Genomic DNA, 16,505 nt, shown 5'->3' on the forward strand with positions numbered 1-16,505 from the left:
TTAAACGGCCGCCGCGTTGGCGTTATCAATTAAATCGAGCACTTCCTGCGCGGTGCGGCAGGCGCGTAAGCGGTCAAAATTGGCTTCGTCATCAAACAGATTGACGATCTGCATGATGCCCACTTCCTGGTGCGTATTGGCGTCGACCGCCGCCATGGTGATCAGGATATCGACCGGGTCGTTATCTTCGTGGTTAAACACCAGCGGCGTTTTTAGCGTGACCAGCGCAAAACCGGTTTTCTTCACCCCCTCTTCCGGGCGGCCGTGCGGCATTGCCAGGCCCGGCGCAATCACAAAGTAGGGGCCATGCTGGGCCACGCCATCAAGAATGGCCTGGTAATAGCGCGGCTCAACGACATCGGCCTTAACCAGAAGGTCAACGCCCAGCTTGACCGCTTCCTGCCAGGTTGCCGCATCGGCTTGTAAAAGAATGGCGTCGTTATCCGCCAACGAATCGCGTAATTTCATGGCGCGTCCTTACTTCACGTCCTGCGGAAAATGTTCTTTGATCACGTCTAACAGCTTCGGACCAAAGTCAGCAGGCGACAGCATGTTGCGCACGCCAACCACGTATTTATTGCCCGACACGGTAATTTCACCGGCAATATGGGTAGAGGCGATAATGATATCGGCCCCGGCCAGCTCGCTTTTGTACTCCCCTACCGCGCAGCTGTTAACCGTATGGTCAATGTTGGACTGCGTCAGGAACTGATCTACTTTCATCTTCATAATCATGGAACTGCCTTGCCCGTTACCACATACGGCCAGAATACGTACGGTCATAGTCAAAACTCCTTATTAAGCAGAGGCGTCTGCCAGTTGTTTTTCAGCATCTTCCTCAGCGCGCAGCGCGCGTCCGGCGAAGACCATATAAGCCAGTGCAATCACAATAATGACGGCCATAAACACGATGCCGACGGAGGCGAAGCCTTGCATCATCGGCGGCGCCAGAATTGACCAGTCAGCCATGCCCATCCAGGCGCTCATGCCGGTCAGCTTCACCGCCCAGACGCAGCCGAAGATTTCAATCATCCCCATCACCAGGCAAATCTTGAGCGCAGCGCGCCAGCCGCCAAAGTGGTTGGCAAACACGCCGATGGTGGCGTTGGAGAAGAACATCGGGATAAAACCGGGAATAATCAGAATAGAGGAGCCGCAGCCCACCAGAATTGCCACGGCAATCAGCTGGCCGATAGTGCCCCACATAAAGCCCCACACCACCGCGTTCGGCGCGAAGCTATAGATAGCCGCACAGTCGATAGCCAGCACCGCACCGGGGATCAGGCGCTGGGAAATACCGTTAAACGCTTCGGACAGTTCCGCCACAAACATGCGCACGCCCTGAGTGATGATGAAGATCGCCACCGCGAACGAGAAACCGGTTTGCAGGATATAGACCGTCCAGTGGGTTTTCCCCGCCATGGCCTGAACCACATCAATGCCGAAGGAGAGCAGGATCGCGCCAAAAAAGAGGGTCATCACAATCGCCGTGGAGACGATGTTGTCATGGAAGATATTCAGCCAGCCAGGCAGCTTGAGATCTTCAACGCTTTCCTCTTTCTTGCCCAGATATGGCGCGACTTTATAGGCAAGCCATGAGGCGAACTGCTGCTGGTGACCAATGGAGAAGCCGCAGCCATCCGTCACTTCCTGCGTCGGCTTATACATCATGTTGGACGTAATGCCCCAGTAGAGCGACACCAGCACCGAAGTGCAAATAATGGTGGTCCACATGGAATAACCACAGATATAGAAGAACACCGCAATCAGACCGGCCTGCTGGAACATAATATGGCCGGTAAGCATGATGGTGCGAATGCCGGTGATGCGCCGCAGCAGCACGTAACAGATATTGAGCGCCAGCGCCAACAGCACCGCGTACCCAACCCAGCTATAGGCGTCGCCCATGCGCTCGATAGTCGCCATCATTGAAGCGTAGGTATCAGAAATGGCGCCATTGATCCCGTAAACCTCGGACATTTTCGCCACAACGGGTTTGAACGTACTGGTCAGGATGCCGGACCCCGCCTGTAAGAGCATAAAGCCGATGATCGTTTTGATGGTGCCTTTGATTATCACGCTCACGCTTTTACGCAGCAGGATGTAGCCGATGCAGGTCACGATACCCAGCAGCAGCGGGGCGTTGGTCATCACCTGATTAAAAAAGACGGTAAAGATGTTGTAGAGGATCTCCATAACGCTCTCCAGTAAATGAGGGAGCTGAACCAACAGCCCTGTTCAGCCGGGTGACACACACTCTAATAATCAAAAATAATCACAACAAGATTTAATTTGATTAAGTGTGATGCACGCCGCAATAATAAACCTACGGTTACAATGGAATAGAGATCCATCGAATACCGTTAAAAATAATCAATTCAAATCAATTAAATAGATAAAAAACATAGATTAAAGCCAGTTTCTATAGTCAGGCTGGCGGTGGTAAAACGTCTCTTCCGCTGAAAACACCCCATTGCAATCGTGAAAAAACGGTGAGATTATCAATCACAATAAATCACCAAATGATCACAAATGACATATTCAAGAGGAAAACACGATGAGCAAAGTAGAGACCATCTCGCGGGAATCCTGGATCCTGAGCACGTTTCCGGAGTGGGGAAGCTGGCTGAATGAAGAAATTGAGCAAGAACAGGTCGCACCGGGCACCTTTGCCATGTGGTGGCTGGGCTGCACCGGAATCTGGCTGAAATCAGAAGGCGGTGCCAATATCTGCGTCGATTTCTGGTGCGGCACCGGGAAACAAAGTCATGGTAACCCATTGATGAAACAGGGCCACCAGATGCAGCGCATGGCAGGGGTCAAAAAATTACAGCCCAACCTTCGCACCACACCTTTTGTGCTGGATCCTTTTGCTATTCGCCAGATTGATGCCGTGTTGGCCACGCATGACCATAACGATCATATCGACGTGAACGTTGCCGCCGCCGTCATGCAGAACTGCGCCAGCGACGTGCCGTTTATCGGCCCACAAACCTGCGTTGACCTGTGGATCGGCTGGGGCGTGCCAAAAGAGCGCTGCATCGTGGTCAAACCGGGCGACGTGGTGAAAGTGAAAGACATTGAAATTCATGCGCTTGACGCCTTTGACCGCACCGCGCTGATCACGTTGCCGGCAGATCAAAAAGCCGCAGGCGTGCTGCCGGACGGCATGGACGCCCGCGCGGTGAACTATCTGTTTAAAACGCCGGGCGGTACGCTTTATCACAGCGGCGACTCCCACTACTCCAACTACTACGCAAAACACGGCAACGAACATCAGATTGACGTCGCGCTGGGCTCCTACGGCGAGAACCCGCGCGGCATTACCGATAAAATGACCAGCGCCGATATTCTGCGTATGGGTGAAGCGCTGAACACCAAAGTCGTCATCCCCTTCCACCACGATATCTGGTCAAACTTCCAGGCCGACCCGCAGGAAATTCGGGTGCTATGGGAAATGAAGAAAGATCGCCTGAAGTACGGGTTCAAACCTTTCATCTGGCAGGTTGGCGGCAAATTCACCTGGCCGCTGGATAAAGACAACTTTGAATACCACTACCCGCGCGGCTTTGACGACTGTTTTACCCTTGAACCAGACCTGCCGTTCAAATCGTTCCTGTAATTAGCGCAGTGACTTCCCGGCGTCTCCCGCCACGGTGAGACGCCGTTATCCGCCACCCAGACAATAGTTTTAGTATTTTAGCGACATTTCAAATATCATCTTTACTCATCATTTTTTTTCGGATTAGCTCATGACGGAAGCGCAAAGACATCAGATTCTACTGGAACTGCTGGCACAAGCGGGCTTTGTTACAGTAGAGCAGGTGATTTCCCGTCTGGGGATCTCACCCGCGACGGCACGCAGGGACATCAATAAGCTGGATGAAAGCGGCAAGCTGAAGAAAGTGCGCAACGGCGCCGAAGCCATCAGCCAGCAGGCACCGCGTTGGTCGCCGATGAACATTCACCAGGCGCAGAATCACGACGAGAAGGTACGTATTGCCAAAGCGGCTGCTCAGCTGGTTATGCCGGGCGAAAGCGTGGTGATCAACTGCGGATCGACCGCCTTTCTGGTCGGCCAGGAGATCTGCGGCAAACCGGTACAGATCATTACTAACTATCTGCCGCTGGCGAATTACCTCATCGACAAAGAGCACGACAGCGTCATTATTATGGGCGGGCAATATAATCGCAGCCACGCCATTACGCTCAGCCCGCAGGGCAGCGAGAACAGCCTCTATGCCGGGCACTGGATGTTCACCAGCGGCAAGGGGCTGACGGCAGAAGGGCTTTATAAAACCGATATGCTGACGGCGATGGCAGAGCAGAAAATGTTGAACGTGGTCGGCAAGCTGGCGGTACTGGTTGACAGCAGTAAGGTTGGCGAGCGCGCGGGCATGCTGTTCAGCCGCGCCGAGGAGATCGATCTGCTGATTACCGGTAAGCAGGCTGACGCCCTGATCCTCAAAAAGCTTGAGGATCAGGGCGTTCAGGTGATTCGCGTTTAAAGCCGCTCGCGGAAAAACGCCACTGTACCGTCCAGCGCCTCGGGGGTAATACGATGCCGCACGCCGGCCTGCCAAAGGCAGGTTAATCGCGCATCCAGCCCGGCCTCACGCAGCGCCTGTTGAAGGCGGAAGGTTTCCCCGGCGGGAACCACATCATCCTCTTCGCCGTGCCACAGCAGCAGCGGACGGTCGGCAAGAGCCGCCAGCTGGTGACCCACCTCCCATTTCGCCAGCAGCGGCTGCAGGCGTGCCTGCTGTGCCTCCGGCGCGGGGAAGAGCGTGGTTGCCAACGACGTAAAATAGCCCGAGCCCATCAGGCTGGCCACGCATTTTAACTCGGGATGCTGCGCCATCAGCCCCAATGCGGTCATACCGCCCATTGACGCCCCGGCGACCGCCAGACGCCCCTCGCTGACCAGTCCGCTGGCCAGCAGCGCATCACGCAGCGGGGAGAATTCGTTAAAATTCTGCAGCAAAATCTGCCAGAAACGCTGCAAACGCCCCGCGCTATCGCCGTTAAAACGCTCGCCGTGCTCGGCCGCGTTGGGCATGACCACCCGAAAACCCGCCTGTGCCAGGGCGACGGCAAAATAGCTATACACCACGTTAGAGGACGTAAAACCGTGATAAAACACGATGGTAGGCAACGCTTTTTCTGCACATCCCTTAGGGTAAGCATGCAGAATTTGTTGCCCGGCCAGGGTGCGCGTTTCCAGTTCAATCATGGGGGCTTCCTTTAACGATGATGAGATATGATACGAAAATTGATGCACTAATATGACGACAATACCCCTGATTGATAACATTGAGAACCCGGTTACGGTTTCGTGATATTTTCATTCGAAAATAGCGCTATGGTTAACAAATCAGGAACATTAACCCAAAAGGGAAATTTTTCCCCACTACACTATGGCTATCAGGAAACGGGAAATGGCGATAAAACGGTTAATCCCACTGTTGCTGGCGCTCTTGCTGAGCGGTTGTAGTTTGCTGGAAGGCTCGCCTGAAGCGCCGCCTCCGGTCACCGACCACCCGCAGGAAATTCGCCGCAACCAGACGGAAGGTTTGCAGCGCATGGGCACGGTTAGCGCACTGGTCTACGGCTCGCCGATGGACGTTGAAGAGACGATTAAGGCGAAAGTCGCCGCGCAGAAAGCGGATTACTACGTGATCGTGATGATAGACGATACCGTCGTGCCGGGGCAGTGGTACTCCCAGGCCATCCTCTACCGTAAGTAACCTTGAGCAGTTTTACATTGGTTTGCACCGTTTCACGTTTCCCTGATGCACAATGACGCCGCTATCGAAAAACAGGATATGCGTCTGCTATGGACTGCCCTACTGGGTTATGTGAAATGGAGCTGACGATGAAACAATCACTTACCTTATCTACCCTGCTTTTGCCGGGCGTTTCGCACGCTGCTGCGGCGCAATCAGCAGAATTCGCCAGCGCAGATTGTGTCACCGGGCTCAATGAGATCGGGCTGATTTCGGTGAACAACGTGACCGGAAGCCTGGAAGACGTCGAACAGGTGATCGCCCGCAAAGCGGATGAACAGGGCGCATCCTGGTATCGCATTGTTCAGATGTACGAAGAACCCCAGCCGGATAACTGGCGTGCACAGGCGATTATCTATGCCTGAGACCAGCCTATAGTGGAAGATGCGTTATTGTGTCACGCCTCTTCCACTCCCCCAATGGTTTACCTTCCCCCGCCCGTTGCCCGATGTAATACTTCGCTTATCACCTGTTCATGCAGCAACACCCCGCCGCGCGGATCGAGCATCATTCGACACCAGGCCTGAGCCATCGGTGGAGACGCATAGCGCAGCATTTGTGCCCCCACGCCCAGCAGATAAAGCTGACCGGTGATTTCCCGGCCCTGCGCTTCACCAGGCCGACGTAGCCGCTGCTGAAGCTGACGCCAGTGGCGGTCGAAATGACGGTCCTGGCCTTTCACGTCCGCACACTCGGCGGCCAGCAGCGCGACGGCATCCGGCCGCTTCATCAGTACGCGCAGCACATCGAGGCACATAATATTACCGGAGCCTTCCCAGATACTGTTCACCGGCATCTCACGGTACAGCCGCGGCAGCTCGCTCTCTTCACAGTAACCTACACCCCCGAGCACCTCCATGGCCTCAGCGACAAACGGAATCCCCGCCTTACAAATGGCGAACTTCGCGGCAGGCGTAAACAGCCGCGCCCACAGCGCCTCCTGCGGCACGTTCGGCTGGCCCCAGGCGCTGGCGAGGCGGAACATAAACGCCGTCTGCCCTTCCAGCTGAAGGGCCATTCGGCCCAGCACCTGACGCATGAGCGGCAGGTCAACCAGGTTATGGCCAAACGCCTGACGCTGGAAAGCGTGATATAGCGCCACCGAAAACGCGCGGCGCATCAGACTATGGCTGCCCAACGCACAGTCAAAACGCGTCAGACCGCCCATTTTCAGGATCTGGCGAATACCGTCGCCCTCTTCACCAACCGCCCAGCCCAGCGCCTGCTGAAACTCCGCTTCGCTGCTGGCGTTCGCGCGATTGCCGAGCTTATCTTTTAAACGCTCAAGACGAATGGCGTTGCGCGAGCCATCGGGCAGAAAGCGCGGGACGAAGAAGCAGGTCAGCCCACCGCGAGCCTGTGCCAGCACCAGATGAGCATCGCTTTGCGGTACCGAGAAAAACCACTTATGTCCGGTAAGCTGGTAGTTTCCCTCGGCAAGACGCTCCGCGCGCGTACTGTTGCTCAACACATCGGAACCGCCCTGCTTTTCGGTCATGCCCATGCCAATCAACAGCCCGCGTTTCTGCACGCCTGGCTGCTGATGCGGATCGTAGCGATCGCTCAATAATGCCGTTCGCCATTCGGCAAACGCCGTCGGCAGCGCCTGGAGCAACAGCGGCGTCGCGGCAAAGGTCATCGTAATCGGGCACAGTGACCCGGATTCCACCTGCGCATGGAGCATAAAGCGTGCGGCGCGCGCCACAAATGCGCCGCTGCGTGCCTCCACGTCCCAGGGAAGGTTATGCACGCGGTTCGCACACAGCCCCTGCATCAGCAGATGCCAGGCGGGATGAAAGCGCACATCGTCCAGCCGCTGGCCCTGCGGATCATAGCGTAAGAGTTCAGGGGGATGAGCGTTGGCGAGCCTGCCGAGCTCCAGCGATTCGGCGGTGCCAAGCTGTTGGCCGATGCTCGCCAGCAGCTCGCTGTCCCAACCAGCATCATAGCGGGTCACCGCATCACGTAGCGCAACGTCAGATAAAAACAGGTTACTGTTATTTAAGGGAATAGGTTGATTAAAAACGGTATGTGTTTGCCAGTTCATTGTGTCTCCCTCCGTCAATGGGCAACCTTTTAAGTATGGACGGTCGGGGGAGATGCACAATAAAAAAGCCACCCGAAAGGGTGGCTTAGGTCATACAGAGCGTGGTTTGACGCAGAACCCGGCGGCGCTTCGCTTGGCCGGGCTACAGGATTTGTAGGCCTGATAAGCGTAGCGCCATCAGGCGGTTAGCTGCGCTGACGTACCGCTTCAAACAGGCAGATGCCGGTTGCTACGGAGACGTTCAGCGACGACACGGTGCCCGCCATCGGAATGCTGATCAGCTCATCGCAGTGTTCGCGAGTCAGACGACGCATGCCTTCACCTTCCGCCCCCATCACCAGCGCCATGGAGCCGGTCATTTTACTTTGGTACAGGGTATGCGTAGCTTCACCGGCAGTACCGACAATCCAGACGTTCTCTTCCTGCAGCATACGCATGGTGCGCGCCAGGTTGGTCACGCGGATCAGCGGTACGCTTTCCGCCGCGCCGCAGGCGACTTTTTTCGCCGTAGCGTTAAGTTGGGCAGAGCGATCTTTCGGCACGATAACCGCGTGCACGCCCGCCGCATCGGCGCTACGCAGGCAGGCGCCCAGGTTATGCGGGTCGGTCACGCCATCAAGAATCAGCAGGAACGGGTTGTCGAGCGAAGCAAGCAGATCCGGCAGATCGTTTTCCTGATACTGACGCCCCGGCTTAACGCGCGCAATGATCCCCTGGTGCACGGCACCTTCGCTTTTCTCATCGAGGTACTGACGGTTCGCCAGTTGGATCACCACGCCCTGCGCTTCCAGCGCATGGATCAGCGGCATCAGACGCTTATCGTCGCGGCCTTTCAGAATAAACACTTCCTGAAAACGTTCAGGCGCGCGCTCCAGCAGTGCCTGCACTGCGTGGATGCCGTAAATCATTTCACTCATTGAACATACTCGTTTGTGGCGGTGTGCGCCGGGTTAATTAGGCCGTGAATCGAGGTCACTTGCGCCTATTATAACCGACAAAGCGTTCAAATCGACTTTTGTCCGCCCCCCACGGGCAATTAACCCAAATGACGCTTCGCCTCCTGCCTCACCCGATGCAGAACCCGATGTTTAATATCGCTGTACTGCGGGTGTTCCGCCAGCGTTTCAATGTCGCGTTCACGCCCAAATGGCAGCACGATCTCTTCGACGATCCTGCCCGGTTTTGCCGACATGATAAGAATGCGATCGGCCAGGAACAGCGCCTCTTCCACGTCGTGCGTCACAAAGAGCAACGTAGTGCCGGTAGAGAGCCAGGCTTCGCGCAGCAGCTCCTGCATCATCAAACGCGTCTGCGCGTCCAGCGCGCCAAAAGGCTCATCCAGCAGAAGCACTTCCGGGCCCGGTAGCCAGGCTCGCGCCAGGGCAACGCGCTGCTTCATGCCTCCGGAAAGCTGCCAGGGCGCGTGATGCTCAAAGCCTTTTAAGCCTACCCGTTCAAGCCACGTTTGCGCCTCGGCGTTGGTTTCCTCTTTGAGGTGTTTACCCAGTCGTGGACCAAAGGTGACGTTCTCCAGCACCGATAGCCACGGAAACAGATTCGGCTGCTGGAAAATCATCCCGCGATCGGGGCCGGGCTGGCGCACCGTTTTCCCGCCGGCCGCCACGCGCCCGCGATCCGGTTTATTAAATCCCGCGACCAGGTTGAGAATGGTCGATTTTCCGCAGCCAGATGGCCCCAGCAGCACCACAAACTCCCCCTGATTGAGGGAAAGATTAATATCTTCCAGCACCGTAAACGGCTGCGGCTTTGCCGCAAAGGTCAGTGAAACGTTTTCCAGCGTAATCGCGCTCATTATTCTTTCCCCGCCCAGGGTACAAAGAGACGCTGCAGCCCGAGAAGCAGCAGATCCAGGAGATAACCAATGCCGCCCAGCAGCAGAATGCCCAGCATCACAATATCGGTTCGCAGATAGGCGCTGGCGTTGATCACCATCCAGCCCAGACCGGAGCTGGCGGCCACCATTTCAGCCGCGATAAGCGATGTCCAGCCGATACCAATAGAGAGCCTGACGGTGGTAAAGAGGTCCGGTAACGCGTCCGGCATCACCACGCGCAGGAAAATTTGCTGACGAGATGCGCCCAGCGTTTGGGCCACGCGAATGCGCGCACGCCCGATTCTCTCTACCGCGGCCGCAGCGCCCACGACGACGCTCAAAAACGTGGAGATAAAAATCAGGAAAAATTTCGACGACTCACCGATCCCCAGCCAGACGACCGCCAGCGGGATAAGGGCTATCTTCGGCAGCGGGCGCAGGAACTGAACGAACGGATTCAGTACGGCCGAGAGCCCTTCTGACAGCCCCATCAGCAGCCCGAGCGGAATACCAATAATAATAGCTGCCGCAAAAGCGCTCAGCGCGCGCGCTAAACTCACGGCGACATGCTCCCACAGCGGCACCTGGCGGTAGCCATCCGCCAGTAGCTCTTCCGTGGTCAACCCAATATCAGTGAGCGAAGGCAACAGCAGTGGGTCAACCCACTGCCGCATGGCCGCCACCTGCCAAAGGGTAAAAAAGACCGCCACCGATAGCACGCTGATGGCGATGTGCTGACTTAATCTCATTGCGCCGCCACCGCTGCATCGCGAATGTAGCGGGAGTTAATGGCGCTATCCCAGTTTGCCGGAATATCGCGCTGGCGCAGTTCACCAATACCCGCGAGGAAGTGTGATGTTTTGGTCAACGCTTTACCGATGCCGCTGTTGGTGGTTTGAGTACCATTACCCAGCCAGTCGGCGGTGCCCTGCTGCACCAGCGTCGGGTATTCCAGGCCGCCCAGCGTGTTCGCTGCGGTGGTTACCGGTGCCCCCACCTCTTTTGCCACAATAGCCGCCGCGCGCTCCGGATCTTTTTTGAATTCATCAACCTTCTGCTGATGCACTCGCAGGAACGCGCTTACCGCCTGCGGATACTGTTCGGCAAAGGCTTTGCGCACGACGTAGTTGTTGTAAATCAGATAGCCATCTTTCTGCAGGTCTTTGGTGGCAAACACCTGATGGCCGCCGGACGTTTCCAGCTCCTGAGCAAACGGCGCCCAGACGTAGCCCGCATCAATATCACCGCGTTTCCATGCCGCGACCATTTCCGCCGGGCGCAGCGGCAGTAGCGTAATTTTGCTGCGGTCTAATTTGTTCACGCTGATAGCGGCTTCCAGCGCATATTGCGCCGTGGAATTTGGCGGATAAGCCACGCGTTTACCTTCAATATCCTTGATACTCGTGATGCCTTCTTTACCAATCAGCCGTTCATAGCTGGCAATCACGCCGGACACGCCAATAATCTCCCCCGGCAATTTACGTACGATACCGGCGGTTGCCGGGCTCGAACCAAAATTAGCAATATCAATAGCATTACTGGCGAAATAATTTAATGCATCGGCGCCTGAGGCAAATTGCACCCATTTCACTTTGCTGTTTAACGCTTTATCTAAAGAGCCGTCGGCTTTTGCCAGCATTAATACCTGGGAACCACCGCTATAGGCAACGCGGACTTCCGCCGGATTATCCGCAAAGCTGAAATTGGCCCATAACCCACCCGCAGCGATTAATAAGCTGAGTGCTTTTTTCATTTTATTTATCCTTTTAAGAATTTATTAACCCGATGCCGGGTCGGAAAGTCAGTTACGAAAATCTTATTGATAGGCCTGCCATAAAGACGAACATCGCTCCGCCAGCGCTTGCGACGGGTCGTAGGTCAAATGAAGAAACGGTGCGCGCACAGCCTCCAGCGCTACCGGCACTTCGGTACACGCCAGCACCAGCTTCTGCGCGCCGCGCGCAAACAGCGCGCTTGCCTGATGCCCCAGCAGCTTGCCACCTTCACGCAGCGCACCGCGCTTGACGGCGTAGCAGCCGGGGACAAACCATTCCCGCAGCTCATCCGCCGTCGGTAGCAGCGATTCAATATCATGAGCGGCCAGCTTTTGCTGATACCAGCCTGCGTTAAGCGTCCCTTCCGTAGCGATAATCCCTACCCGCTGCGGGCGAGTCACCTGCTTAGCCAGTGCATCCAGCGTCGCATCCACGATATGCACAATGGGCGCATCGCTGGCCTCCGCAAGCGCGTCATACCAGTGGTGAGCGGTATTGCAGGGAATAGCAATATGGCTCGCCCCCGCTTCGTTGAGTTTTTTAATACCGTAAATCAGCTGCGGTAAAGGCGATGGCCCCATCCCCGCCAGCGCCTTCTGCCGGTCGGCAATTTGTGGCACGTTCCACACCACTGACGGCAGCTGCTGTTGATCGCTCTGTGCCGGAGTCGCCTCCAGCAAGCGGCGCTGAAAATCGAGCGTCGCAAGCGGCCCCATACCACCGAGTATGCCCAGCAGAAACGTCTCAGACATGTTCCAGCACCTGGCGATAGCCAAACAGCCCCGCCGAACCACCGGTGTGAATAAACACGACGTTTTCATCCTTGCGGAAATGTCCCTGACGAATAAGGTCAATCAGCCCCGCCATGCCTTTTGCGGAATAAACCGGGTCAAGAAGAATGCCTTCGTGGCGCGCCAGTAGCGTCAACGCCTCCAGCGTACCGGCCGTCGGCAGGCCGTAGCCATCACCGACATAGTCGCTGTTCGCCACGACCGCATCTCGCGGCAGCTCGCCGGAGACGCCCAGCAGCGCCAGCGTTTTTGATGCCAGGTTCCAGACGTTATCTTCCTGCTTAACCTTCGGCGCCCGGACGCTAATGCCCAGCACGGGAACCCGGCTGTTGGTTGCGGTAAAGCCCGCGACCAGACCCGCCTGTGTGCCGGTGCTGCCGGTCGCATGTACAACGTGGTCAATACGCAGACGGTGTTGCGAAGACTGATACAGCAGCTCTTCGGCGCAGGCAACGTAACCTAACGCACCAATCGGGTTAGAGCCGCCGCCAGGAATCACATAGGGACGATGCCCCTGTTCACGAAGCGTATCGGCATAGGTTTCCATCGCCTGCTGCATGTCGGTGCCGCCGGGCAGATGGGCAACAATTTCGCCACCGAGCAGCGTATCGAGCAGGACGTTGCCATTATGCTGATAATCATCGCCAAAATCAGAAACGCGCTTTTCCAGCAGCGCTTTGGCTTTCAGCCCCAGACGCGCCGCGCCGGCTATCGTCTGACGCACGTGGTTTGACTGCGTCGCCCCCTGGGTGATGATCACATCGGCATTTTTCTCTAGCGCATCCGCCAGTAAAAACTCCAGCTTACGGGTTTTATTTCCTCCACTCGCCAGCCCCGTTGCGTCATCACGTTTGATCCATATTTGGGGGCCGCCCAGCAGCTTGCTTAAATTATTTAATGGCTCCAGCGGCGTCGGGAAATGACCAAGAGAAACTCTCGGAAAGCGGGCCAAATGCATATATGCTCCTTGCTCAATAAGAGGGCAATCTGAATCGTGGGATTCACTATACACATCTGCGGAATATGGCTAATCAAATAGAAAAAATAAGGATTTCACAAAAATAACTAAGCAGGGAACAAGGGGATAAAACGAGAATATCTATGCGGTTACGGAATGTCTTACGTCAAAAAAGAATAACCCCTTCCAGTTGGAAGGGGTTATTCGCAGTGTATTACTTGTCGGCGTTTTTCTTCGCGGCCCGCTTCGCTTTGGTTGCGGCGGCGATTTTCTGCGTTTTAGCGGAAGGCTTTTTGGCCTTCTTCGCACCGCCTTTCTCACCGCCCTTCTCGCCAGAAGCCGGTTTGGCCTTCGCCTTACCTTTCTTCTCGCCGCGGAAGGCGCTGTCTGGCTCGAAGTTTACGCGCTTGCCAACCTGACGACGTTTGCCGCCGCCCGGTTTGCCGTTCGCTTCTTTCTTCGATTTTTCGCGCTCGGTTTTACCGACGTTGCGCGGGCCGCGCTCGCTGGAGATCAGCGAGAAGTCGATCTTACGCTCGTCCATATTCACCGCTTCCACGCGGACTTCTACGCGGTCGCCCAGGCGATAAGTCTGGCCACCGGATTCGCCAATCAGACGCTGGCCAACCTGGTCAAAGCGGTAGTAGTCGTTATCCAGCGAGGAAACGTGCACCAGGCCGTCAATAAACAGTTCGTCCAGACGCACGAAGAAGCCAAAACCGGTCACGCTGGCAATCACGCCTTTAAAAACGTTACCCACCTGATCCTGCATAAAGTCGCATTTCAGCCAGTCGGAAACGTCACGCGTCGCTTCATCGGCGCGGCGTTCGGTCATTGAACAGTGCTGGCCCAGCTGCAGCATCTCTTCCATGGAATAATGGTAGCCGCCGGTTTCCGTGCTGTTACCCTTGTGCCCCTGCTCTTTCGCCAGCAGATACTTGATGGCGCGGTGCAGCGACAGGTCAGGATAGCGGCGAATCGGCGAGGTGAAGTGCGCATAGGACTGCAGCGCCAGACCAAAGTGACCGCGGTTTTCCGGATCGTAGATAGCCTGCTTCATCGAACGCAGCAGCATGGTTTGCAGCATTTCCGCGTCCGGCCTATCGGCAACGGATTCCAGCAGCTCGGCGTAATCGCGCGGCTCCGGCTTATTGCCGCCCGGCAGTTCCAGCCCCAGTTCAGACAGAACGGAACGGAAAGCGGTGATCGCTTCGGTGGTTGGCTTATCGTGAATACGGAACAGCGCCGGCTCTTTGGCTTTCTCAACGAAACGGGCCGCCGAGATATTGGCCAGAATCATGCACTCTTCAATCAGCTTGTGCGCATCGTTACGCTGGGTCTGTTCAATACGTTCAATCCGGCGATCGGCGTTGAAGATAAATTTCGCTTCTTCGCTTTCAAACGAGATCCCGCCGCGCTCGGCGCGCGCCTGATCCAGGACTTTGTAAAGGTTGTGCAGCTCTTCGATAGGTTTGACCAGCGGTGCGTACTGTTCACGCAGCTCCTGGTCGCCCTGTAGCATGTGCCAGACTTTGGTGTAGGTCAGACGCGCATGCGAGCTCATAACCGCTTCATAGAATTTAAAGCCGGTTAAACGCCCTTTGGTTGAGACGGTCATTTCACAGACCATACACAGACGATCAACCTGCGGGTTCAGCGAGCACAGGCCGTTAGAGAGCACTTCCGGCAGCATCGGGACTACCTGCGTTGGGAAGTATACCGACGTCCCGCGGCTACGGGCTTCGTTATCCAGCGGCGTCGGCGGACGAACGTAGTAGCTGACGTCGGCAATGGCCACCCACAGGCGCCAGCCGCCGCCGCGTTTTTTCTCGCAGTAGACCGCATCATCAAAGTCGCGGGCGTCTTCGCCGTCGATGGTGACCAGCGGTAAATCACGCAGGTCAATGCGGCCGATTTTCGCCTCTTCCGGCACCTGCTCTTTCAATCCGGCAACCTGTGCTTCTACCGCTGGCGGCCAGACATGAGGAATTTCATGGGTGCGCAGCGCCATTTCAACGGCCACGCCGGTGCCCATGTTATCGCCGAGAACTTCGACGATTTTACCGATCGCTTTGGTGCGGCGGGTTGGGCGCTGGGTCAGTTCAACCACCACCACAAAGCCCATGCGCGCGCCCATCAGCGATTCAGGCGGGATGAGGATATCAAAACTCAGACGGCTGTCGTCCGGGACCACAAAGCCCACGCCCGCGTCCATAAAGTAGCGGCCGACAATTTGCGCGTTACGCGGCACCAGCACGCGCACGATGCGCGCTTCACGGCGACCTTTACGGTCTGCGCCCAGCGGCTGCGCCAGCACTTCATCGCCGTGCATGCACATTTTCATCTGCTCGCTCGACAGGTACAGATCGTCCTTACGCCCTTCAACGCGCAGGAAGCCGTAACCATCTCGGTGCCCGATAACCATGCCTTTCAGCAGGTCCAGACGCTCCGGCAGCGCGTAGCACTGGCGGCGAGTGAAGACCAGTTGCCCGTCGCGCTCCATCGCGCGCAGGCGGCGGCGAAGCGCTTCGATTTGCTCTTCGCCTTCAATGTTCAGCTCGACGGCCAGTTCTTCACGATTAGCCGGCTTTTCGCGTTTTGTTAAGTGTTCGAGGATAAATTCCCGGCTAGGGATAGGATTAGCGTATTTTTCTGCTTCGCGTTCCTGGAAAGGATCTTGTGACATCTCGGTTCCTCCGTTGTCATCTCTGGTGGAGATATTCGTCATTCCACCAGCAATAATTTGTATAGTGGTTGATTGTGTTCAACCAAATCGGCCAGTGTGTAGTTATCCAGCTCCTTGAGAAAACTTTGCACGGCTTGAGAAAGCGCCTGTTTCAAACGACAGGCCGGCGTAATATGGCAAAATTCGCTGCTGCAGTTCACCAGCGATAGCGGTTCGAGCTCGCGCACCACGTCCCCCACACGAATATCCTTCGCGGGTTTCCCCAGCCGGATACCGCCATTTTTCCCGCGCACGGCCGTTACGTACCCGGCACGGCTCAGCTGGTTGATAATTTTAACCATATGGTTACGCGACACGCCGTAGACCTCGGTCACCTCCGAGATGCTGGTCATATTGCCTTCCGGCAGTGACGCCATGTAAATCAGCGCGCGGAGTCCATAATCGGTAAAACTTGTTAACTGCACATCAACCTCAAGGAAAAGGGGAAAACAGGGTGAGCCTGTTGATATTAATTATATTGATGATAAACCAGCCAGCCTGTGAGCCGCTAATTTATTTCTTTCGAGAAGGGAAAAAGCGAGGGTTTAACGCACGATAAAGCCGGATGGCGACGCTTTGCGTCTTATCC

The 16,505-nt window shown here is 56.1% G+C and carries 17 protein-coding genes; 4 read left to right on the forward strand and 13 right to left on the reverse strand.

All coding sequences use genetic code 11. The features are described 5' to 3' along the window. From ulaC to ulaA, 3 genes are read right to left on the reverse strand one after another with little or no spacing between them, the layout of a single operon-like run. Complete coding sequence (gene ulaC, locus H7R56_RS22170) at positions 1 to 468, reverse strand: PTS ascorbate transporter subunit IIA (protein WP_106927489.1); 468 nt, start codon at positions 466 to 468, stop codon at positions 1 to 3. Positions 469 to 477: 9 nt separating this feature from the next. After that, positions 478 to 783: a PTS ascorbate transporter subunit IIB gene (ulaB, locus tag H7R56_RS22175; RefSeq protein WP_106927487.1), complete on the reverse strand. Its 306-nt coding sequence runs from the start codon at positions 781 to 783 to the stop codon at positions 478 to 480. Positions 784 to 798: 15 nt separating this feature from the next. Beyond that, positions 799 to 2,196, reverse strand: a complete 1,398-nt coding sequence (gene ulaA, locus H7R56_RS22180) for a PTS ascorbate transporter subunit IIC (RefSeq protein ID WP_181358010.1) — start codon at positions 2,194 to 2,196, stop codon at positions 799 to 801. A 361-nt stretch (positions 2,197 to 2,557) separates the two neighbouring features. Here ulaA and ulaG point away from each other — a divergent pair, with 361 nt between their 5' ends. Both ulaG and ulaR read left to right on the forward strand, forming a co-directional pair. Further along, positions 2,558 to 3,622: an L-ascorbate 6-phosphate lactonase gene (gene ulaG, locus H7R56_RS22185; protein ID WP_106927483.1), complete on the forward strand. Its 1,065-nt coding sequence runs from the start codon at positions 2,558 to 2,560 to the stop codon at positions 3,620 to 3,622. Positions 3,623 to 3,752: 130 nt separating this feature from the next. Beyond that, on the forward strand, positions 3,753 to 4,508 hold the full coding sequence (ulaR, locus tag H7R56_RS22190; RefSeq protein ID WP_106927481.1) for an HTH-type transcriptional regulator UlaR: 756 nt from the start codon (positions 3,753 to 3,755) through the stop codon (positions 4,506 to 4,508). Here ulaR and yjfP read toward each other — a convergent pair. Further along, complete coding sequence (yjfP, locus tag H7R56_RS22195) at positions 4,505 to 5,233, reverse strand: esterase (RefSeq protein ID WP_106927479.1); 729 nt, start codon at positions 5,231 to 5,233, stop codon at positions 4,505 to 4,507. The genes ulaR and yjfP overlap by 4 nt on opposite strands. A gap of 205 nt (positions 5,234 to 5,438) precedes the next feature. Between yjfP and bsmA the strand changes: the two genes are divergently transcribed. Both bsmA and yjfN read left to right on the forward strand, forming a co-directional pair. Further along, on the forward strand, positions 5,439 to 5,747 hold the full coding sequence (gene bsmA, locus H7R56_RS22200) for a biofilm peroxide resistance protein BsmA (RefSeq protein WP_219906269.1): 309 nt from the start codon (positions 5,439 to 5,441) through the stop codon (positions 5,745 to 5,747). Positions 5,748 to 5,875: 128 nt separating this feature from the next. Further along, positions 5,876 to 6,151 (forward strand): DUF1471 family protease activator YjfN, encoded by a 276-nt coding sequence (yjfN, locus tag H7R56_RS22205; RefSeq protein ID WP_219906268.1) that lies wholly within the window; start codon positions 5,876 to 5,878, stop codon positions 6,149 to 6,151. 59 nt (positions 6,152 to 6,210) lie between these two features. Here yjfN and H7R56_RS22210 read toward each other — a convergent pair whose 3' ends face one another. From H7R56_RS22210 to nsrR, 9 genes are all read right to left on the reverse strand, one after another. Continuing rightward, a complete protein-coding gene (locus H7R56_RS22210; RefSeq protein WP_106927473.1) occupies positions 6,211 to 7,833 on the reverse strand; it encodes an isovaleryl-CoA dehydrogenase in 1,623 nt (540 codons plus the stop codon). Between the two features lie 185 nt (positions 7,834 to 8,018). After that, positions 8,019 to 8,750 (reverse strand): 23S rRNA (guanosine(2251)-2'-O)-methyltransferase RlmB, encoded by a 732-nt coding sequence (gene rlmB, locus H7R56_RS22215; protein WP_106927471.1) that lies wholly within the window; start codon positions 8,748 to 8,750, stop codon positions 8,019 to 8,021. Positions 8,751 to 8,869: 119 nt separating this feature from the next. Then, positions 8,870 to 9,646, reverse strand: a complete 777-nt coding sequence (locus tag H7R56_RS22220) for an ABC transporter ATP-binding protein (RefSeq protein ID WP_106927469.1) — start codon at positions 9,644 to 9,646, stop codon at positions 8,870 to 8,872. Continuing rightward, on the reverse strand, positions 9,646 to 10,416 hold the full coding sequence (locus tag H7R56_RS22225) for an ABC transporter permease (RefSeq protein WP_106927467.1): 771 nt from the start codon (positions 10,414 to 10,416) through the stop codon (positions 9,646 to 9,648). Before H7R56_RS22225 ends, H7R56_RS22220 begins: the two co-directional genes overlap by 1 nt. After that, positions 10,413 to 11,420, reverse strand: a complete 1,008-nt coding sequence (locus H7R56_RS22230) for a taurine ABC transporter substrate-binding protein (RefSeq protein WP_106927465.1) — start codon at positions 11,418 to 11,420, stop codon at positions 10,413 to 10,415. The genes H7R56_RS22225 and H7R56_RS22230 overlap by 4 nt, the downstream gene beginning before the upstream one ends. 63 nt (positions 11,421 to 11,483) lie before the next feature. Next, positions 11,484 to 12,194 (reverse strand): cysteate racemase, encoded by a 711-nt coding sequence (locus H7R56_RS22235; RefSeq protein WP_106927463.1) that lies wholly within the window; start codon positions 12,192 to 12,194, stop codon positions 11,484 to 11,486. After that, positions 12,187 to 13,191 carry a D-cysteate sulfo-lyase gene (locus tag H7R56_RS22240; protein ID WP_106927461.1) on the reverse strand — a complete coding sequence of 335 codons (1,005 nt, stop codon included), beginning with the start codon at positions 13,189 to 13,191 and terminating at the stop codon, positions 12,187 to 12,189. Before H7R56_RS22240 ends, H7R56_RS22235 begins: the two co-directional genes overlap by 8 nt. Positions 13,192 to 13,405: 214 nt before the next feature. After that, positions 13,406 to 15,877, reverse strand: coding sequence for a ribonuclease R (gene rnr, locus H7R56_RS22245; protein WP_106927459.1), 2,472 nt, complete (start codon positions 15,875 to 15,877; stop codon positions 13,406 to 13,408). Positions 15,878 to 15,915: 38 nt separating this feature from the next. Further along, positions 15,916 to 16,341, reverse strand: a complete 426-nt coding sequence (gene nsrR, locus H7R56_RS22250) for a nitric oxide-sensing transcriptional repressor NsrR (protein WP_064546863.1) — start codon at positions 16,339 to 16,341, stop codon at positions 15,916 to 15,918. Between the last annotated feature and the right edge of the window lie 164 nt (positions 16,342 to 16,505).

The organism is Klebsiella sp. WP3-W18-ESBL-02, from assembly GCF_014168815.1.
Classification (GTDB): Bacteria; Pseudomonadota; Gammaproteobacteria; order Enterobacterales; family Enterobacteriaceae; genus Kluyvera; species Kluyvera ascorbata_B.